Annotated in this window: 20 protein-coding genes; 6 read left to right on the top strand and 14 right to left on the bottom strand. The window is 65.6% G+C overall.

What is annotated here, in order from left to right:
• Positions 1-136: 136 nt before the first annotated feature.
• Entirely contained in the window at positions 137-496 is a 360-nt protein-coding gene (locus BMY06_RS19320) for a c-type cytochrome (protein WP_074984680.1), read from the top strand.
• A gap of 116 nt (positions 497-612) precedes the next feature.
• Here the strand turns inward: BMY06_RS19320 and BMY06_RS19315 are convergent, their stop codons facing one another.
• The 3 genes from BMY06_RS19315 to BMY06_RS19305 all read right to left on the bottom strand — a co-directional run bounded on the left by BMY06_RS19315 (position 613) and on the right by BMY06_RS19305 (position 3,306).
• On the bottom strand, positions 613-1,275 hold the full coding sequence (locus tag BMY06_RS19315) for a DUF2486 family protein (protein WP_074984678.1): 663 nt from the start codon (positions 1,273-1,275) through the stop codon (positions 613-615).
• A gap of 41 nt (positions 1,276-1,316) precedes the next feature.
• Positions 1,317-1,733, bottom strand: coding sequence for a DNA polymerase III subunit chi (locus BMY06_RS19310; RefSeq protein ID WP_065057321.1), 417 nt, complete (start codon positions 1,731-1,733; stop codon positions 1,317-1,319).
• A 61-nt stretch (positions 1,734-1,794) separates the two neighbouring features.
• Entirely contained in the window at positions 1,795-3,306 is a 1,512-nt protein-coding gene (locus BMY06_RS19305) for a leucyl aminopeptidase (RefSeq protein ID WP_074984675.1), read from the bottom strand.
• 134 nt (positions 3,307-3,440) lie between these two features.
• Between BMY06_RS19305 and lptF the strand changes: the two genes are divergently transcribed.
• Genes lptF through BMY06_RS19290 form a run of 3 tightly spaced genes read left to right on the top strand, consistent with a single transcriptional unit; the run spans position 3,441 to position 6,138 of the window.
• Positions 3,441-4,541: an LPS export ABC transporter permease LptF gene (lptF, locus tag BMY06_RS19300; protein WP_065057319.1), complete on the top strand. Its 1,101-nt coding sequence runs from the start codon at positions 3,441-3,443 to the stop codon at positions 4,539-4,541.
• A 3-nt stretch (positions 4,542-4,544) separates the two neighbouring features.
• Complete coding sequence (lptG, locus tag BMY06_RS19295) at positions 4,545-5,693, top strand: LPS export ABC transporter permease LptG (protein ID WP_074984672.1); 1,149 nt, start codon at positions 4,545-4,547, stop codon at positions 5,691-5,693.
• Between the two features lie 28 nt (positions 5,694-5,721).
• Positions 5,722-6,138: a sirohydrochlorin chelatase gene (locus BMY06_RS19290; RefSeq protein WP_074984670.1), complete on the top strand. Its 417-nt coding sequence runs from the start codon at positions 5,722-5,724 to the stop codon at positions 6,136-6,138.
• Between the two features lie 102 nt (positions 6,139-6,240).
• On the opposite strand, the gene cobA is transcribed toward BMY06_RS19290, so the two are convergent.
• The 6 genes from cobA to BMY06_RS19260 form a co-directional block, all read right to left on the bottom strand.
• Entirely contained in the window at positions 6,241-7,005 is a 765-nt protein-coding gene (gene cobA / locus BMY06_RS19285) for a uroporphyrinogen-III C-methyltransferase (RefSeq protein WP_074984669.1), read from the bottom strand.
• A gap of 103 nt (positions 7,006-7,108) precedes the next feature.
• Positions 7,109-8,425, bottom strand: coding sequence for a sulfate adenylyltransferase subunit 1 (locus BMY06_RS19280; RefSeq protein WP_074984665.1), 1,317 nt, complete (start codon positions 8,423-8,425; stop codon positions 7,109-7,111).
• 25 nt (positions 8,426-8,450) lie between these two features.
• Positions 8,451-9,413 carry a sulfate adenylyltransferase subunit CysD gene (cysD, locus tag BMY06_RS19275; RefSeq protein WP_065057314.1) on the bottom strand — a complete coding sequence of 321 codons (963 nt, stop codon included), beginning with the start codon at positions 9,411-9,413 and terminating at the stop codon, positions 8,451-8,453.
• Positions 9,414-9,527: 114 nt separating this feature from the next.
• On the bottom strand, positions 9,528-10,292 hold the full coding sequence (locus BMY06_RS19270) for a phosphoadenylyl-sulfate reductase (protein WP_065057313.1): 765 nt from the start codon (positions 10,290-10,292) through the stop codon (positions 9,528-9,530).
• Entirely contained in the window at positions 10,289-10,840 is a 552-nt protein-coding gene (locus BMY06_RS19265; protein WP_065057312.1) for a DUF934 domain-containing protein, read from the bottom strand. The genes BMY06_RS19270 and BMY06_RS19265 overlap by 4 nt, the downstream gene beginning before the upstream one ends.
• A 29-nt stretch (positions 10,841-10,869) precedes the next feature.
• Positions 10,870-12,549, bottom strand: a complete 1,680-nt coding sequence (locus BMY06_RS19260; RefSeq protein ID WP_065057311.1) for a nitrite/sulfite reductase — start codon at positions 12,547-12,549, stop codon at positions 10,870-10,872.
• Positions 12,550-12,773: 224 nt separating this feature from the next.
• Between BMY06_RS19260 and BMY06_RS19255 the strand changes: the two genes are divergently transcribed.
• Complete coding sequence (locus BMY06_RS19255; protein ID WP_065057310.1) at positions 12,774-13,715, top strand: CysB family HTH-type transcriptional regulator; 942 nt, start codon at positions 12,774-12,776, stop codon at positions 13,713-13,715.
• Between the two features lie 141 nt (positions 13,716-13,856).
• On the top strand, positions 13,857-15,056 hold the full coding sequence (locus tag BMY06_RS19250; protein ID WP_080180712.1) for an ABC transporter substrate-binding protein: 1,200 nt from the start codon (positions 13,857-13,859) through the stop codon (positions 15,054-15,056).
• Positions 15,057-15,098: 42 nt separating this feature from the next.
• On the opposite strand, the gene BMY06_RS19245 is transcribed toward BMY06_RS19250, so the two are convergent.
• From BMY06_RS19245 to BMY06_RS19225, 5 genes are all read right to left on the bottom strand, one after another.
• The gene (locus BMY06_RS19245) at positions 15,099-15,359 is read right to left on the bottom strand and encodes a type II toxin-antitoxin system RelE/ParE family toxin (protein ID WP_074984663.1); all 261 of its coding nucleotides are present in this window, start codon (positions 15,357-15,359) and stop codon (positions 15,099-15,101) included.
• A gap of 23 nt (positions 15,360-15,382) precedes the next feature.
• Positions 15,383-15,730 carry a type II toxin-antitoxin system RelB/DinJ family antitoxin gene (locus BMY06_RS19240; protein ID WP_074984661.1) on the bottom strand — a complete coding sequence of 116 codons (348 nt, stop codon included), beginning with the start codon at positions 15,728-15,730 and terminating at the stop codon, positions 15,383-15,385.
• A 183-nt stretch (positions 15,731-15,913) separates the two neighbouring features.
• Entirely contained in the window at positions 15,914-17,065 is a 1,152-nt protein-coding gene (locus BMY06_RS19235; protein WP_244144393.1) for a Gfo/Idh/MocA family protein, read from the bottom strand.
• 31 nt (positions 17,066-17,096) lie between these two features.
• Positions 17,097-18,146: a sugar phosphate isomerase/epimerase family protein gene (locus BMY06_RS19230; protein WP_074984657.1), complete on the bottom strand. Its 1,050-nt coding sequence runs from the start codon at positions 18,144-18,146 to the stop codon at positions 17,097-17,099.
• Positions 18,147-18,223: 77 nt separating this feature from the next.
• On the bottom strand, positions 18,224-19,204 hold the full coding sequence (locus tag BMY06_RS19225) for a substrate-binding domain-containing protein (protein ID WP_074984655.1): 981 nt from the start codon (positions 19,202-19,204) through the stop codon (positions 18,224-18,226).
• Positions 19,205-19,232: the final 28 nt, after the last annotated feature.

The following is a 19,232-nucleotide window of genomic DNA, read 5'->3' as shown; positions in this document are numbered from 1 at the left end:
ACTCGCAGCAATGCACACGGCAATGCGCGCGCGATAACACAGGCGGCAACCCGGCAAAGGGCGCACGGAAAATCCGCGCGCCCTTTGCTCTTATAATGCGTCGACACAGCCGGCGCCTACGCTGGCGGAGACCAGCATGAAACAGAAGTCGCAAGCGAAGAACAAGACAGCGACGCTCGCCGCCGCGCTCACGTTTCTCCTCGCCGCGTCGCACGTACAGGCACAAGCGCAGGTGCAGAACGCGCCCGGCGCACTCGCCCTCGCCCAGCAGCAGAACTGCATGAGCTGTCATTCGGTCACGCGCACCTTCATGGGTCCCGCACTGCGCGACGTCGCCGCGAAGTACGCCGGCAAGCCGGACGCGCAGAACTATCTCGCCCACAAGATCGCGGAAGGCAGCAGCGGCGTCTGGGGCGTCGTGCCCATGCCCGCCAACACGCAACTGAGCCCCGGCCAGGCGGCCACGCTCGCCGGCTGGATTCTCACGCTCAAGTGATGCGCTAACGCGCGCGTGGCAAACCGGCGCGCCATCGAGACGCGTGCGGCGCGCACCGGTCGTGACGCGCCGCAGCGAAAGCATTCAAGAATTCAGAAAACTCGAACGCGCGCCGCTCAGGCTTTGTGCGAACCGCTATGTGCGGCGCGCGCGGCGAGTTCCTCGCGCACTGCGGCCTTCACCCAGCCCTTCAGTTCCGTTTCGAGCGCGAGACCGATCTCGCGCGACACCTGCCCGACGATCCAGTGCGCGTGCTCCTGCATCGCGGCACTGCAACGCGCCTCGATCACACCGCGCCCTTCGCCGGTGAGCCAACTCAGCGCGCGTCCCCGCAGACGCTCGACGAGCGCGTCGGCGTCGTGGGCGAAGAGGCCTTCGGGTTCGTAAGCGGTGGATTGCGCGGGTGTTTGAACCGGAGTCTGCGCTTCGGCATGCGCCGACAACTGCGGCTCCGGCGCGGCGTTCGCGGCCGCGAGTGCGGCTGCCGCACTGGCGGGCGTCATCTGCACGAGCGGCTCGAAGCGATCGACCAGTTCGGGCAGATCGTCGTGATCGATGTGATCGAGCGGATCGAGACGGCTGCCTTGACCGGCATCGCCGCTCAATTCCGCGTGCTCGCCATGACCGGCTTCACCCGCTTGAACGTGAACGGCCGCAGCCTCGCCCTGCGGCGCTTCGGCGCGCTCGAACGGCGAACGCGCACGCAGCAGGTTGCCGTTGACCAGCACCTCGTCCAGCATGGGAATCGGCGCCTCGTCGACGTCGTGGAGATCGGGCATGATCGCCTCCTTCGAAAGTCGGTCAAGCAAGGCGAGGCGCGTCAACTGCCCTGCTTGTAGTTGTTCAGCGCATAGCCGCGATCGCGATAGAAGCGGTAGCGCTCGCGCCCGGACGCGAGTTCCTCGGGCGCATCGCCGATCACTTCGAGCAGGCGCTCGAAACGGGCGAACTGCGGCGGCACTTCGGCGCCGAGATTGAGCAGCACGCGATGATGCGGCGCGCGCTCGAGGTCCGTGGCCAGCACGATGGGCGTCTCGGCCGCGTGCGCGCTGTCGGCCATGCAATGCGGCACGAAGTCGAGCGGCGAGAACGTCCACAACATCTCGTCGAAAGCGCGCAGGCGCCCAGGCTCGGCCAGCACGACCGCCTGCTGGCCCGCCTGATACGCCTTGCGCACGAGACGGCATGCGTACAGCAGCGAGTCGCCGACATTCGTATGAAAGTCGATGCGCGTCATGCCCGCCCCGCCGCTATTTTCATGCCTGCCCCGCTTTCCAGCATGGTTTGCAACACCTGCATCACTGCGCGGCGCGATCGATCAGGAATTGCGCCAGCAGCGGCACCGGACGGCCCGTTGCGCCCTTCGCCGCGCCGCTCTTCCATGCGGTGCCCGCGATGTCGAGGTGCGCCCACGGATACGCTTCGGTGAAGCGCGAGAGGAAGCACGCCGCCGTCACGCTGCCCGCCGGACGCCCGCCGATATTGGCGAGATCGGCGAAATTCGACTTGAGCTGATCCTGATACTCGTCGTCGAGCGGCATACGCCAGGCCGGGTCGGAAGCTTCGCGCGACGCGTCGAGCAGTTCGCCCGCGAGCGCGTCGTCCTTCGAGAACAGGCCGCTGTTGTGATGGCCGAGCGCGATGATGCACGCGCCCGTGAGCGTGGCGATGTCGATCACCGCTGCCGGCTTGAAGCGTTCGGCGTAGGTGAGCGCGTCGCACAGGATCAGACGGCCTTCGGCGTCGGTGTTGAGCACTTCGACCGTGAGGCCCGCCATCGTCGTGACGACATCGCCCGGCTTGGTGGCGTTGCCCGCGGGCATGTTCTCGCAGGCCGGGATGATGCCGATCACGTTGAGCTTCAGGCCCATTTCGGCGACCGCGCGAATCGTGCCGAGCACCGAGCCCGCGCCGCACATGTCGTACTTCATCTCGTCCATGCCCTCGCCGGGCTTGAGCGAAATGCCGCCGGTGTCGAACGTGACGCCCTTGCCGACCAGCACGATCGGCGCGGATTTCGCGCTGGCGCCCTGGTAATGCAGCACGATGAACTGCGGCGGTTCGACCGAGCCCTTTGTTACAGAAAGAAACGAACCCATCTTGAGCGCTTCGATCTGACGCTGGCCCAGCACTTCGACCTTGAGCTTCCAGTCGCGCGCGAGCTTCTTCGCGGTGGCGGCCAGATAGGTGGGCGTGCAGACGTTGCCCGGCAGGTTGCCGAGGTCGCGCGTGAGGTCCATGCCGTTGGCGAGCGCCACGGCCTGCTTCGCGGCGACCTTCGCCACCTTCTCGTCGGCGGCGTCGACGCTGAACACCACGCGCTTGAGCGCGCGCTGCGTGACGTCGGGCTTGCTCTTCATCTGCGTGAAGCGGTAGGTCTCGGTGCGCAGGACCTGAATCGCGGCGCGCACGCCCCAGTCGCTCGTGCGCTCCTTGATGGGCAGTTGCGCGAGCGTGAAGGTCACCTGGGCGATGCGCGTGCCGAGGATCACGCGCCATGCCGCACGGGCTGCGTCGTTATAGGCTTTCTGGCCGAACGCATCCTGCTTGCCGAGACCGACGAGCAGCACGCGCGACGCGCCGATGCCCGTCACTTCGGGCAGGAACAGCGTGGAACCGGCCTTGCCGTCGATATCGCCGGCCTTGACGACGCGGGCGATCGTGCCGCCGAGCGCCGCATTGAGCGCGAATGCCGCGCCGGAGAGGGTTTGGGCCTCGAAGACACCCACCACGACGCAATCCGACTTGCCGGTCAGGAAGGGGCCTTCCCCGCCTTTGCTCCAATCACAGGCTTTTATGCTAAAGTCCATCGCGCTTGTCCTCGGATAAAATCAGGGCTTAGGATGAAAGCCGCAATTATCCGCTATTTTTCCCGCGGCGGCTCCTCGGCGGTTGCGCGAAAGGCGCGGCGCCTGGTCCGAGCCGCCCGCCCTGCCCATCTAGAATGATCTTCGAACGTTCCCTGCAGCGCGAACTCGCGTACACGGCCGGCGCTGTGTTCATGGTTCTGCTCACGATCATGCTGACGACGATGATGATCCGCATCGTCGGTTTCGCGGCTTCGGGCCAGATCGACCCGCGCGACGTGCTGGTCCTGATCGGCCTCACCGTGATCGGCTATCTCGCCGTGATGCTCATCGTCACGCTCTTCGTGTCGATCCTGTTCGTCCTCACGCGCTGGTACAAGGATTCCGAAATGGTCGTCTGGCTCGCCTCCGGGGTGAGCCTCACGCGCCTGATCAAGCCGATCGCCGTGTTTTCCACGCCGATCATCCTGCTGATCGTGTTTTTCGCCTTCATCGGCTGGCCGTGGTCGAACGCGCAGAGCAAGCTCATTCGCGCGCGCTTCCAGCAGCGCGACGAGGTCTCGCTGCTCGCGCCGGGCCAGTTCCGCGAATCGCCCACCACGCACCGCGTGTTCTTCATCGAGTCCATGAGCCCCGACCAGGCGCGCGTGGAGAACGTGTTCGTCACGAGCACGGAGAACGGCAAGGTCAACGTCATCGTCTCGAAGACGGGGCACACGGAAACCGAGAAGAACGGCGACCGCTTCGTGGTGCTCGAAAACGGCCGCCGCTACGACGGCGAGCCGGGCCATCCCGACTTCCGCATTTCCGAATTCCAGCGTTACGGCGTCAAGATCCAGAGCCAGCCGGTCGTGAACACGCCGTCGGCCAGTTCGACCTCCACGCCCGACCTGCTGCGCCAGCCCACCGACGACAATCTCGGCGAATTCGCCTGGCGCGCGGGCCTGCCGCTGATCGCGATCAATCTGATGCTGCTGGCGATCCCGCTTGCGTATCAGAATCCGCGCCGCAGCCGCACCATCAACCTCGTGATGGCCGTCCTGATCTACCTCACGTATTCGAATCTGCTGAACGTCATTCAGTCGCAGATCGAACAAGGCAAGATGTCGTTCGGCCTCGGGCTCGTGGTGCTGCACGTGGTCGTGCTGGCGCTCGTTGTTTTCATTTTCTGGCTGCGCGTGCGCAACCGGCCGCTCTTTACACGCGCGATGTTCCGCCGCGCGTCGCAGGGGAACTGACCGATGCGCATTTACGAGAAATACTTCGCGCGTCAGGTCTACCTGACGTTCGTGTTCATCCTGTTCGCCTTCTCGGGTCTATTCTTCTTCTTCGACCTGATCAACGAGCTGAACTCGGTCGGCCACGGCAACTACAAGTTCGGCTACGCGGTGCTGCGCGTGGGCTTGCAGGCGCCCTCGCGGCTCTATGAAATCATTCCCGTCGCGGCGCTGATCAGCGCGATCTACGTGTTCGCGCAGATGGCGGCCAGCTCGGAATTCACGATTTTCCGCGTCTCGGGTCTCGCGACCGGCCAGGCGCTGCGCTCGCTGCTGAAGATCGGCGTGCCGCTCGTGCTGCTGACCTATCTGATCGGCGAAGTCGTCGGTCCGTACACCGACCAGCTTTCCGAGCGCGTGCGTCTCGAAGCGCTGGGTTCGGCCGTGTCGACCAACTTCCAGTCGGGCGTGTGGGTGAAGGACACGCTCACGGCGCGCCTCGACGGCGAGCAGGTCACGCGTTTCGTGAACGTCGGCAAGCTGCAGCCGGACGCCACCATCACCGACGTGCGCATCTACGAATTCGACAAGCAGTTCAAGCTCTCGAACGTGCGCATCGCGAAGAGCGGCACGTTCCAGCCGCCGGGCCACTGGCTGCTCAAGGACGTGACCGACACCGAACTGGTCAGCGTGCCGCCGCCGCCGAACCAGCCGACCGACGCGCTCGCGCCCGTCTATCGCGCGAGTCAGACCGCGCTGCCCGAATACTCGCTGCGCTCGGAACTGACGCCGCAGATTCTCTCGGTGCTGCTGGTGTCGCCGGATCGCATGTCGATGTTCAACCTGTTCCGCTACATCCAGCATTTGCAGGAAAACCATCAGGACACGCAGCGCTACGAAATCGCGCTCTGGCGCAAGCTGCTCTACCCGTTCGCGGTGTTCGTGATGCTGGTGCTCTCGCTGCCGTTCGCGTATCTGCATACGCGTGCGGGCGTGGTCGGCGTGAAGGTGTTCGGCGGCATCATGCTCGGCATGAGCTTCCAGCTCGTCAACACGCTGTTCTCGCACATCGGTAATCTGAGTAGCTGGCCCGCGCCGCTCACGGCGGCCACACCCGCGCTGATCTATCTCGCGCTCGGCCTGATCGGGCTGAAGTGGGTCGACCGGCACTAGCGGCCACATGGATCACGGAGAATCGACGATGAGCACGCACGGCATGATTCTCTTCGGCCACGGCGCGCGCGACGCGCGCTGGAAAGAGCCGTTCACGCGTCTCGCCGCGAAACTCGCGGCGGCGCGCACTAACGACACCGCTGACAACGACGGCGGCCCGGTCGCCCTCGCCTTCCTCGAACTCATGGAACCGAGCCTGCCCGACGCCATCGCCGCGCAGGCCGCGCAAGGCTGCACGGTCATCACCGTGGTGCCGGTGTTCTTCGGCCAGGGCGGCCATATTCGCCGCGATCTGCCCGCGCTCATCGCGCAATGTCAGGCCGACCATCCGGACGTGCAGATCCGCTGCGCCACCGCCGTCGGCGAAGACGATGCCGTGCTCGACGCCATCGTCGGCTATTGCCTGACTCACGCATCGCAGCACGCGTCGCCCGGCGACGCCTGAATCCGTCGCGCAACCGCACAAAAGAAAAGGGCCGCTTCTCAGCGGCCCTTTCCCTTTCTGCTTTCGTGCTCGTACTACGCACAACCCCCGTTTTTTTATACTTTACGCAGCGGCGCGGCGCGGATCCTGTTCGTCCTGCGAGGCGTCTTCCTGCGCGGCGCGCGCACGAAACGCTTCGCCGATCATCAGCAGGCTCGGCTGCGCGGCGTCGAGCCAGTCTTGCGCCTCGCCCGCCTGCAGCGCCGCCAGCGTGAGCGTCAGCGTGCGCTCGCGCGCGGTGCTGCACGCCTCGACGATCGCCACCGGCGTCTCGCCCACGCGGCCCGCTTCGATCAGCTGGCGCGCGATCTCGGGCGCGCTGTCGCGGCCCATATAGAACACCAGCGAATCGGCGTTCACGTGTTCGCGGATTTCCTCGCTGCCCGCCGCGCGCGAATACGTCGCGAGCGCGACGCTGCGCGACACACCGCGCAGCGTGAGCGAGCGTTGCAGCGTGGCGGCGCTCGCGAGCGCCGCCGTGATGCCCGGCACGATTTCGTACTCGATGCCCGCCGCTTCGAGCGCGCGCATTTCTTCGTCGGCGCGGCCGAACAGCATCGGGTCGCCGCCCTTCAGGCGCACGACCACGTCGTGCTCCAGCGCGGCATCGACGAGTTGCTTGTTGATGAAGTGCTGCGCCGTCGAGCGTTGCCCGCAACGCTTGCCGACCGCGATGAACTTCGCATCGGCCGGCGCGTACTCGAGCATCGCCGGTTCGACGAGCGCGTCGTGCAGGACGACCTGCGCCTGCCCGAGCAGACGCGCGCCGCGCACCGTAATGAGATCCGCGGCGCCAGGACCGGCGCCGATCAGATAGACCTTACCCATTTGCTAGAAGACTCCCATACCGCACGCTCGAAACGCGCAAGCCCGGCGCACCGCCGCGCGCCGCCACAGGACGTGGATGGCGCGGGCGAGACGCGCTGCGGCGTCAGGCGGCGACGGCGCGGATCATGCCCGCGGCCACCGTGTGGTGCGTGGCTTCGTCGATCAGGACGAACGCGCCGGTGCCCGGATGCACATCATACAGGTCCGCGACGAGCGGCTTTTGCAGCGTGAGCGAGACGCGGCCGATGTCGTTCATCGCGAGGTCGTGACGGTCGACGGCGTGCGAAAGCGTATGCACGTCGAGCACTTCCTTGATCGCGCCGATCTTCGCGAACACCGTGCTGGTGGTCTGCTTGAGCAGGTACTTGCGCTGCGGCGAGAGCGGCTCCTCGTCGAACCAGCAGAGGTCCGCTTCGAGCTTCTTTGCCGGTTGCGTGTCGTCGCCGGCCGGCACGAAGGTGTCGCCGCGCGAGACGTCGACGTCTTCCGCGAGACGGATCGTGACGGTCTGGCCCGCGAACGCGCGGTCGACCTGCGCCGTGCCGCCCGGCACCGGCGCGATGATTTCCGCGACCGTGGCCGCGCGGCCCGCCGGCAGCACCGTGATGGCGTCGCCGAGCTTCACTTCGCCCGCTTCGATACGGCCCATGTAGCCGCGGAAGTCGTCGGCGCTCGAACCGTCCTGGCGCGCGACCCACTGCACCGGGAAGCGCAGCGCTTCGCCCGTTGCCTGCGCGACCGGCAGTTGTTCGAGCACGTCGAGCAACGCTTCGCCTGCGTACCACGGCATGCGCTCGCTCGCGCCGACGATGTTGTCGCCCTTGAGCGCCGACACCGGCACGAAACGCACGTGTTCCAGGCCGAGCTGGCGCGCGAGTTCGACGTAGGCTTCGCGGATCAGGTTGAAAGTCGCTTCGCTGTAATCGACCAGATCCATCTTGTTGATCGCAACGATCACGTGTTGCAGACCGAGCAACTTGACGATCGCGCTATGGCGCTTCGTTTGCGGCAGCAGTTGCGTCACGCCGTTCTCGACCGTCACGCGCGTGGGGTCGATCAGGATGATCGCGGCGTGCGCCGTCGAGGCGCCCGTGACCATGTTGCGCGTGTACTGCTCGTGGCCCGGCGTATCGGCGATGATGAACTTGCGCTTGGCCGTGGCGAAGTAGCGATACGCCACGTCGATCGTGATGCCCTGCTCGCGCTCGGCTTCGAGGCCGTCCGTGAGCAGCGACAGGTCGATTTCGTCGCCGACCGTGCGCTTGTTCTTCGCGCGCGAAAGCGCCGAGAGTTGATCCGAAAGCACTGCCTTGCTGTCGTACAGCAGGCGGCCGATCAGCGTGCTCTTGCCGTCGTCCACGCTGCCCGCCGTGATGAAGCGCAGCACGCCGAGGTCTTCAGGTTGATGCGTCGTAACCATGTTCAATTCTTCCTCTGCGTGCTCTTTAGAAATAACCTTGCTTCTTGCGCTGTTCCATCGCGGCTTCCGACGCCTGGTCGTCCATGCGCGTCGCGCCGCGTTCCGTGATTTCGGTCACGGCCGTTTCGGCGATGATCTTCTCGACGTTGTCGGCATCGCTCGCCACCGGGCACGTGCAGCTGATGTCGCCCACGGTGCGGAAACGCACTTGCGCCATTTCGCTGACTTCGCCTTCCTTCATCGGCGTGAGCGGCGTGACCGGCACGAGCAGGCCGTTGCGGCGCACGATCTCGCGCTGGTGCGCGTAGTAGATCGACGGCAGTTCGAGCTTTTCGCGCTCGATGTATTGCCACACGTCGAGTTCGGTCCAGTTCGAGATCGGGAACACGCGCAGGTGTTCGCCGTTGTGCAGACGCGCGTTGTACAGGCTCCAGAGTTCCGGGCGCTGCGCTTTCGGGTCCCACTGGCCGAATTCGTCGCGGAACGAGAAGATGCGCTCCTTCGCGCGAGCCTTCTCTTCGTCGCGGCGCGCGCCGCCGATCATGGCGGTGTAACCGTATTGCTCGATGGTTTCGAGCAGCGTGACCGCTTGCGCGGCGTTGCGCGAATCGGTTTCGCGGCGCAGGCGCACGGTGCCCTTCTTGATCGAATCTTCGACGTGACCGACCACGAGTTCCGCGCCGATTTCAGCCGCGCGGCGATCGCGGAAATCGATCACTTCCTCGTAGTTGTGGCCCGTGTCGATGTGAACGAGCGGGAACGGCAGCGAGGTCTTGCGGTTCGCGCCGAGACCGAACGCCTTGAGGGCGAGCGCCAGCACGACGACCGAATCCTTGCCGCCCGAGAACAGCAGCGCCGGCTTGCTGCATTCGGCGACCAGCTCGCGCAGGATGTGGATCGACTCGGCTTCGAGCCAGTCGAGATGGTCCATGCGGTTCGCCGTCACCTGAAGCGGGGCGTTCACTGCGGAATCGAGCGTCGTGCTCATGTTCGGAATCCTTCGTCTGATCGCGCCCTTTGCATCGGGCGCGTTACTCTGTATTCGACTTCGCTGCCGTTCGGCGTTCGTTAAAACGTCGAAAGCGGCGCGAAAACTTCAATCTTAGCTCGCCTGGCCGATCGGCGACACCGCCACCACCGGAATCGCGGACACCGACGTGATGTGCAGCCCGCATTCCTTCGTATCGCGCGACTCCCACCACCAGCGGCCCGCGCGGCTGTCTTCGCCGGGACGGATCGCACGCGTGCAGGGTTCGCAGCCGATGCTCGGATAGCCGCGCGCATGCAGCGGATTCACCGGCACCGCGAAGGCGCGCAGGTAATCCCACACATCGGCCTCGGTCCAGTCCGCGAGCGGATTGAACTTGTCGATGTTGCGCGCTTCGTCGCGTTCTTCCTCGTGCAGCTCCGCGCGCGTGACCGACTGCTCGCGGCGCTGGCCCGTGACCCACGCCGACACGCCCGACAGCGCGCGGTTGAGCGGCTCGACCTTGCGGATTTCGCAGCAGCGCTTGCGCAGATCGACGCTCTCGTAGAACGCGTTCAGGCCGTGCTGCGCGACATATTCGTCCACCGCGTCCTGCTGCGGATGGAACTGCTCGATCGCGTAACCGTAGCGCTCGCGCACCGCGTCGAGCATGCCGAGCGTTTCGGCGTGCAGGCGGCCCGTGTTCAGCGAGAAGATGCCGATCTTCACGCCGCGCGACAGGATCGCGTGCGTGAGCAGCATGTCTTCGGCGGCGAGGCTGCTGGCTAGCTTGACGTCGGCGTGACGCGCGGCGATCGAGTCGAGCAGCGCATCGAGCCGCTCGATCTTCGCCTGCAGGTCAGCCGTGATCTCGCTGGCTGCGGTAGGGGCGGTGCTCATGCTGCCGCGCCCGATTCGGCCGCTTGTGCCGCTTGTGCCGCGCGGCGGCGGAACAGCGGCGACGGTTCGTCGAACGCGCCCTGGTACTGCACCGTGAATTCCGTGAACGCCTTCAGCGCGTCGTGGATGTCCTTGTCGGCGCGTAGCGCGTAGGCGTCGAAGCCGCAGCGCTCGTAGAAGCGCAGCTGGTCGCGCAGCACGTCGCCGATCGCGCGAATCTCGCCCTTGTAGCCATAACGCTCGCGCAACAGACGCGCGATCGAATAGCCGCGGCCGTCGCGGAACACCGGGAAGTCGATTGCGATCAGAGCGATCTTGTCGAAGTCGGCGACCACGTCAGCCGGTTCGCTGTCCGGCGCGAGCCACACGCCCAGTTCGTCCTTGCCGCGCGCGGCCAGCGCGTCGCGGTTGGCCTGCCAGTACGCGAACGGGACCAGCACCTTGCCGGCCGGCAGCGCGGCCACGTCGGGCAGCGCGCCGTCTTCGGCGGCACGCACGACCTGCCAGTTGTCTTCGACGATCTCGCGGTTCTTGATGATCAATGCCATTGCTTAACTCTCGATTCGTTGCGTGCGGCTCATGCGTGCGCCGTCTGGCGCGAGGCGTACACGCGCTCCTTGAAGGGCGCGATGCCGAGGCGGTCGTAGGTGTCGATGAAACGCTCGCCGTCGATGCGCAGTTCGACGAACGTGTCGATCACCTTCTGCATCACGTCGGGCATCTCTTCCGCCGAGAACGACGGGCCGATCACGCGGCCAAGGCGTGCGCCGTTGGCGCCGTTGCCCTGCTCGCCGCCGAGCGACACCTGATACCACTCCGAGCCGTCTTTATCGACGCCCAGAATGCCGATGTTGCCGACGTGGTGGTGACCGCACGAGTTCATGCAGCCCGAGATGTTGAGCGAGACGTCGCCGAGGTCGTAGACGAAATCGAGGTCGCTGAAACGTTGCTGGATCGCTTCGGCGATCGGCAGCGACTTGGCGTTCGCGAGCGAGCAGAAGTCGCCGCCCGGGCACGCGATGATGTCGGTCAGCAGGCCGACGTTGGCCGTCGCGAAACCGACTGCCTTCGCCTTTTCCCACAGCGCGAACAGGTCCTGCTTCTTCACGTCCGCGAGAATCAGGTTCTGCTCGTGCGAGACGCGCACCTGGCCAAACGAGTAAGCGTCGGCCCAGTCGGCCACGGCTTCCATCTGCACGTCGGTCGCGTCGCCCGGGGCGATGCCCTGCGGCTTGAGCGAGAGCGTGACCGAAGCGTAGCCCGGCACGCGGTGCGGACGCACGTTGCGCTCGACCCAGCGCGCGAACGCGCGGTTTTCGAGCAGATGCTTTTCGTACGAGGTGTCGGTGTCGGTCAGCTTTTCGTAGGCCGGCGGCGCGAAGTATTGCGACACGCGGTCCACTTCGGCCTGCGTGATCGTCGACGGGCCGTCCTTCAGGTGCTGCCACTCTTCTTCCACTTGCTGCGCGAACTTCTCGGGCGAAAGCGCCTTCACGAGAATCTTGATACGCGCCTTATAGAGGTTGTCGCGGCGGCCGTAGCGGTTGTACACGCGCAGCACGGCTTCGCAGTAGGTCAGCAGATGCTGCCACGGCAGGTCGCGCTTGATGATCGCGCCGATGATCGGCGTACGGCCGAGGCCGCCGCCCGCGAGAATGCTCGCGACGACTTCGCCCTGCTCGTTGCGGTCGAGGTAGACGCCCAGATCGTGGATCTGCACGGCGGCGCGGTCTTCCTTCGAACCCGAGACGGCGATCTTGAACTTGCGCGGCAGCCACGCGAATTCGGGGTGGAACGTCGACCACTGACGCATGATCTCGGCCCACGGGCGCGGATCGATGACTTCGTCGGGCGCGACGCCCGCGAACTGGTCGGCGGTGATATTGCGGATGCAGTTACCCGAGGTCTGGATGCCGTGCATCTGGACCGACGCGAGCTTGCGCAGGATTTCGGGCGTTTCTTCGAGCTTGATCCAGTTGTACTGGATGTTCGAGCGCGTCGAGAAGTGGCCGTAACCGCGGTCGTGCTCGCGCGCGATGGTGCCGAGCATGCGCATCTGGTCGCTGCGCAGATTGCCGTACGGAATCGCGATGCGATGCATGTAGGCATGGCGCTGGTAGTACAGGCCGTTCTGCAGACGCAGCGGACGGAACTCTTCTTCGCTCAATTCGCCCGACAGGCGGCGGCGAACCTGGTCGCTGTATTGCGCGACGCGCTCGTCGACGATGGTCTGGTCGTACTGATCGTATTGGTACATTCGGGGACCCCAGGGTTGTATCAATCGCGGCGTTCCGGTTACGCCGCGTTCTCCGACTTCGACTTCGCTATTTCTGTTCCAGCCCGACCGGCGCCTTCAACTCGCCGGTCATTTGCTAATGACCAAAACAGATATCCATATTGGAAAAGTTGGGGAAATGGTAATAAACTCGCCTTATATTTCAAACGATTCAAAAATCAGGTTGATATGCCAAGGGGTTATATATGAACCTGCACCAGTTCCGCTTCGTACGCGAGGCCGTGCGCCAGAATTTCAACCTCACGGAAGCCGCGAAGGCCCTGTATACCAGCCAGCCCGGCGTCTCGAAGGCGATCATCGAGCTCGAGGATGAATTGGGGGTCGAAATCTTCACGCGCCACGGCAAGCGCGTGCGCTCGCTCACGGAACCCGGCCGCATCATCCTCGCCTCCGTGGAGCGCATCCTTCAGGAAGTGGAAAGCCTCAAACGCGTAGGTAAGGACTATGCGGCCCAGGATCAAGGCAATCTGGTGATCGCGGCCACGCATACGCAGGCGCGCTACTCGCTGCCGGCCGCCATCGCCGAGTTCAAGCGGCGCTTCCCCAAGGTCCACCTTTCGATTCTGCAAGGCAGCCCGACCCAGGTCGCCGAAATGGTGCTGCACGACCAGGCCGATCTGGCGATCGCCACCGAGGCCATCTCCAACTATAAGGAACTGGTCTCGCTGCCCTGCTTCACCTGGCATCACGTGGCCGTGATGCTACCCGATCATCCGCTGCTCGAACGCAAGCCGCTCTCGCTCGACGATCTGGCCCAATTTCCGCTGATTACCTACGACAACGCGTTTGCGGGCCGCACCAAGATCAACGAGGCGTTCCGTTTGCGCGGGCTCTCGCCCGACATCGTGCTCGAAGCCATCGACGCGGACGTGATCAAGACCTATGTGGAACTGGGCCTCGGCGTGGGGATCATGGCCGATATCGCCTTCAACGCCGAACGCGACCGCCATCTGCGCGCCGTGCCGGTGGGGCATCTGTTCGGCAGCAACGTGACGCGCGTGGCGCTCAAGCAGGGCGCGTATCTGCGCAGTTATGTGTATACGCTCGTCGAGCTGCTTTCGCCGAGCCTGAACCGCAAGCTGATCGAACAGGCGCTCAAGGGCGAGCACGAGACGTACGAGCTGTAATACGCGCTGTAATGCGCGCTGTAATGCGAACTGTAAGCGGACGGCGCGTGCCGCATTCAACCGCGCGGATTCACCCGCAGATTCACCCACAACTAACTAGATAGAACGCTTCTCGCTTTTTTCCTTCCTGGAGACCGCTGCATGAAGTCGTATCTGCGTCTGCATCTTCCGAATCCGGGCTTGCGCCCTGCCCTTCGTCCGCTGGCGCTCGCCGCCGCCGTCGCGCTGGGCGTTGCCGCCCCCGCCGCCCACGCCGACCTCAAGGTAGGCATCGACCTGTCGAGCACCGGCCCCGCCGCCGCCATCGGCATCACCAGCAAGAACGCCATGCTGATGTGGCCCCCGACGATCGCGGGCCAGAAAGCCGATTACATCGTGCTCGACGACGGCTCCGACCCGGGCGCGGCGGTGCGCAACATCCGCAAACTGGTCAACGAGGACCATGTGGACGTGATCGTCGGGCCGAACATCACGCCCGCCGCGCTCGCGGCGCTCGACGCCGTGGCCGAAAGCAAGACGCCGATGATCACGCTGGTCGGCTCGGCCTCGGTGGTCGAGCCGCAGCAGGGCGCGCGCACCTGGGCGTTCAAGATGGCGCAGACCGACGCCGCCATGGCCGACGTGATGACGCGCTACATGTCCGCGCACGGCGTGAAGACGGTGGGCTTCATCGGTTTCGCCGACAGCTACGGCGACAGCTGGCTCAACGCGTTCACGAAGTTCGCGAAGGAGCGCAACCTTCAGATCGTGGCGACCGAGCGCTTCAACCGCACCGACGCGAGCGTGACCGGCCAGATCCTCAAGCTGATCGCCGCGAAACCGGATGCCGTGCTGATCGCGGGCGCGGGCACGCCGACCGTACTGCCGCAGCGCACGCTGGTCGAGCGCGGGTACAAGGGCGCGATCTATCAGACGCACGGCATCGCCACGCCCGAGTTCATCAAGCTCGGCGGCAAGGATGTGGAAGGCACGCTGTTCCCGACGCAGCCCGTGGTGGTGGCGCGCACGCTGCCTGCCGATCAGCCCGCGCAGAAAGCGGCGCTCGCCTTCGTGGACGCCTATGAGGTCAAATACGGTCCTGGCACCGTCACGCAGTTCGCGGGCGACGCGGCCGGCGTGTATCCGCGCCTCGCGGACGCCGTAACGCGCGCGCTCAAGACCGCGCAGCCCGGCACCGAGGCGTTCCGCGTGGCGCTGCGCAGCGAACTGGAGCACGCGCACGAACTGGTCGTGCCCAACGGCGTGGTCAACACGAGCGAGAAGGACCACGTGGGTCTGGACCAGCGCGCGAGCGTGATGGGCACGATACGCGGCGGCAAGTTCGTGTATCTGGCGCAGTGAGTTCGAGCAGTGAGTTCGAGCAGTGAGTCGGCGCAGCGCGTGCTAATCCAGCTCGGCAGGCCAGCGCCGCGCGCCGTGCAGCACGCGTAGCACCGTGAGCGTTTGCCGTTCGACACGGTAAGCGATGACGAACGGCGCGCCATGCACGACCAGTTCGCGCGTGCCGCTTACCCGGCCACGACGGCCGATCTCCGGATAGAGGCGCAGCCGACGGACCGCGGAGGCGATGCACTCGTCCACGCTCACGGCTGCATGCGCGCCGCGTGTCTCGTTGAAGTCGAATATCGCTTCGCGGTCGGCCAGCGCGAGCGGCGACTATTCGAGCTTCAACTTTTGCGCTTGCGAACGGGGTTCAGCTTCGGAGCCGCCGGCTCGGCCTCGTCCACGTGCCTCGCCGCCGCCGCGCGCCGCTTCGCGAAATGCGCCTCGACCGCGTCCGCTTCCACGGCCGGGCGCGCGTCTTCCAGCGCTTCCAGCACTTTCGCGCGGAACCACGCGTCGTGCGTGGCCGGATCGACCGCGAAGCCGACGGGCAGCGCGCCCTCGTTCGCCACCCGCGTGAGCAGGATGCGCACCGCGTCCGACACCGTGAGTCCCATCTTTTCCAGCACCGCCGTGGCGCGTTCTTTCAACGCCGGGTCGATGCGGACCTGTACCAATGCGCTTGCGCCCATCGCCTCACTCCCTCGCGTGGTGATCGAAGCCGCATTGTAATTCAACTGTATTACATTAGACATGAGCATCCTTGAAGTGCGTTAAACACACTGCAAGTTTTGTCGCGTCCGGAAATCCGCGCCATTCATCCGAATGGCTAACGCCGCGCGCTGCCCGCCACCGTCGGCCCCCCCCCCCAACCCTCAACCCAGCGCGCGCCAGGCGCCATCGGCGGCGCTGCTGGCCAGCACCGCTTCGATAAAGCGCAGCCCGGCCACGCCATCGTCGACGGTCGTGAGCAACGTACTTTCGGGCGGCGGCGGCACGCCCATGTCGCGCGCACGAATCTGCGCCGCCGCATCGCGATAAAGCTGCGCGAACGCTTCCAGATACCCTTCCGGATGCCCCGGCGGCACGCGCGTCGCGTGCGCGGCGGCCGCGCCCGTCACCCGTCCGCGCGTGAGCCGCTGCGCCTCGCCGCCCTGCGGCGTGAACCACAGTTCGTTCGGCGCTTCCTGATCGAACGCGAGCCCGGCCTTCGCGCCAAAGACGCGCAAACGCAACGCATTCTCCGCGCCGCTCGCGACCTGGCTCGCCCACAGCATGCCGCGCGCGCCGTTCGCGTAACGCAGCATCGCCTGCACGTGATCGTCGATACGCCGTCCGGGCACGAAGGTATGCAGCTCCGCAGCGACCGCCACCGGCTCCATGCCGCTGACGAACGCCGCCAGCTGATACGCGTGCGTGCCGATATCGCCGAGACAACCCGCCGGACCCGCCAGCGCCGGATCGGTGCGCCAGCTCGCCTGACGATTGCGGCCGTCCGCGCCGCCCTGCTCGATCGGATGCGCGAGCCAGTCCTGCGCGTACTCCACCTGCACGACGCGCACCTCGCCCAGTTCGCCCGCCGCCACCATTTCTCGCGCATGGCGCACGAGCGGATACCCGGAATACGTGTGCGTGAGCGCGAACACCACGTTCGCGTCGCGCGCGTGCTGGGCGAGCGCGCGCCCTTCGTCGAGCGAGACGGCCAGCGGCTTATCGCAGATCACGTGGATGCCCGCCGCCATGAACGCATGCGCCATCGGCGCGTGCAGATGATTGGGCGTGACGATCGCGACCGCGTCGATGCCGTCCGCGCGCACGCCTTCTTCGCGCGCCATCTCGCGCCAGTCGGCGTAACTGCGCGCGAGGCCGATGGCGTCGGCGCTCGACTGCGCGCGTGCCGCATCGGACGACAACGCGCCCGCCACCAGTTCGAAATCGTCGTCGAGGCGCGCGGCGATCCGATGCACCGCGCCGATGAACGCGCCCTCGCCGCCGCCCACCATGCCGAGTTTCAGTCTGCGTGTCATCGTCGTGCTCCGCGTTTTGCGTCACTGCGTATCAGAGGCCCAGCACGCTTTTGAGTTGCGCGTCGTCCACGCCGCTGCCCGCGAAGTCGTCGAACGCATGCTCGGCCACGCGGATCAGATGCCGCTTGATGAACTCCGCGCCCTCGCGCGCGCCGTCGTGCGGATGCTTGAGCGCGCATTCCCATTCGAGCACCGCCCAGCCCGGAAAGTCGTACTGCGTGAGCTTCGAGAAAATCGCGCCGAAGTCGATCTGCCCGTCGCCGGGCGAACGAAAACGCCCCGCGCGCTCGACCCAGTCGCTATAGCCGCCGTACACGCCCTGCCGCCCCGTGGGCCGGAATTCCGCGTCCTTCACGTGAAAGGCCTTGATGCGCGCGTGGTAGAGGTCGATGAACGCGAGGTAATCGAGCTGCTGGAGCACGAAATGGCTCGGGTCGTAGAGAATGTTCGCGCGCGGATGATCGTCCACGGCGGCCAGAAAACGCTCGAAAGTCACGCCGTCGTGCAGATCCTCGCCCGGATGCAGTTCGTAGCAGACGTCCACGCCCGCTGCGTCGAATGCATCGAGAATCGGCCGCCAGCGACGCGCAAGTTCGTCGAACGCGGCCTCGACAAGACCGGGCGGACGCTGCGGCCACGGATACACATAAGGCCACGCGAGCGCGCCCGAAAACGTCACATGCGCGCTCAAGCCCAGGTTGCGCGACGCGCGCGCGGCGAGCTTCAGCTGCTCGATGGCCCACGCCGTGCGCGCCTCGCGATTGCCGCGCACGTGCGGCGCGGCGAAGCCGTCGAACAGCGCGTCGTACGCGGGATGCACGGCCACGAGCTGACCTTGCAGATGCGTCGACAACTCCGTGATCGCGATCCCAGCGTCGTCGGCGGTCTGGCGCAGATCGTCGCAATACGCCGGGCTCGCGGCCGCCTGTTCGAGATCGATCAGGCGCGCATCGGTCGGCACCTGAATACCTTTGTAGCCCAGTTGCGCGGCCCATTGCGCCATGTGCGCGAAGCTGTCGAACGGCGCTTCCTCACCCAGAAACTGGGCGAGAAAGATCGCCGGACCCTTGAGGGTTTTCATCGGTCCGAGTCCTCAGCAAAGCCACCGCGGCGCGGCGGCGGTTGACGAACGATGCAGGCCAGCGTGATGCGCCGCGCTCAGAACGGCGAATCCGGGAAATAGAACTGTTTGGCGTTCTCCTTCGTGATCAGCACCGAAGGAATGATCGTCGTGGGCGGCAGCGCGTTGCCCGCGAGCCGCGCCTCGGCCGTGAGCTTGATCGCGTCGTAGATGAACTTCGGCGAATACGACACGTCGGCCTGAATCAGCGGATCGCCGTCCATCACGCGCTTGACCATGTCCTTCGAGCCCGCACCGCCGAACACGATCTTGATGTCGCTGCGTTTGGCCTGATCGATCGCCTTGAGCACGCCCACGGCCATGTCGTCGTCGGCGGCCCAGACGGCGTCGATGTGCTTGAAGCGCGTCAGGAAGTCCTGCATGGTCTTGAAGGCGTCGTCGCGATTCCAGTTCGCGTACTTCGCGTCGAGAATCTTCATGTCCGGATAGTTCTTCAGCACCGCCGTAAAGGCGTTCCAGCGCTCGTTGTCGAGCGTGGTCGGAATGCCGCGCAGCGCGACGATGTTGCCCTTGCCGTTCAACTGCTTCGCGAGATACTCGGCGGGAATGCGGCCGAACGCGGTGTTGTCGCCGGCCACGTAGGCGTCCTGCGCGCTCTTGTCGGTCAGGCCGCGATCGACCACCGTCACGTACACGCCCTTCTTCTTGACCTGCGCGACCGGCTGCGTGAGCGAGGCCGATTCAAACGGGAAGATCACCAGCGCGTTGATCTTGTTGACGGTCACAAGGTCCTGCAACTGGTTCGCCTGATCGGGCGCGTTGGCCGCCGTCTTGACGATGACTTTCAGGTCCGGATGCGCCTTCTCCAGCTCTTTCTTCGCCTCGTTGGCCCACCAGACGATGCCGCCCGTGAAGCCGTGATCGGCCGTGGGAATGGCGACGCCGAGCGTGACCTTGTCCTCGGCGTGCGCCGGGCTTGCCGTGAAAGGCGAAGCGAACATCGCCGCCACGCCGAGCGTCAGCGCGCCCGTCCACATCGCACGAATCGTATTCTTCATGATGCCGTCTCCGATGATTGTTGTGCGG

The organism is Paraburkholderia tropica, assembly GCF_900109265.1.
Lineage (GTDB): Bacteria > Pseudomonadota > Gammaproteobacteria > Burkholderiales > Burkholderiaceae > Paraburkholderia > Paraburkholderia tropica.
The sequence above is the reverse complement of the archived record's forward strand: the minus strand, read 5'-3'. Positions and strand labels throughout refer to the sequence as shown.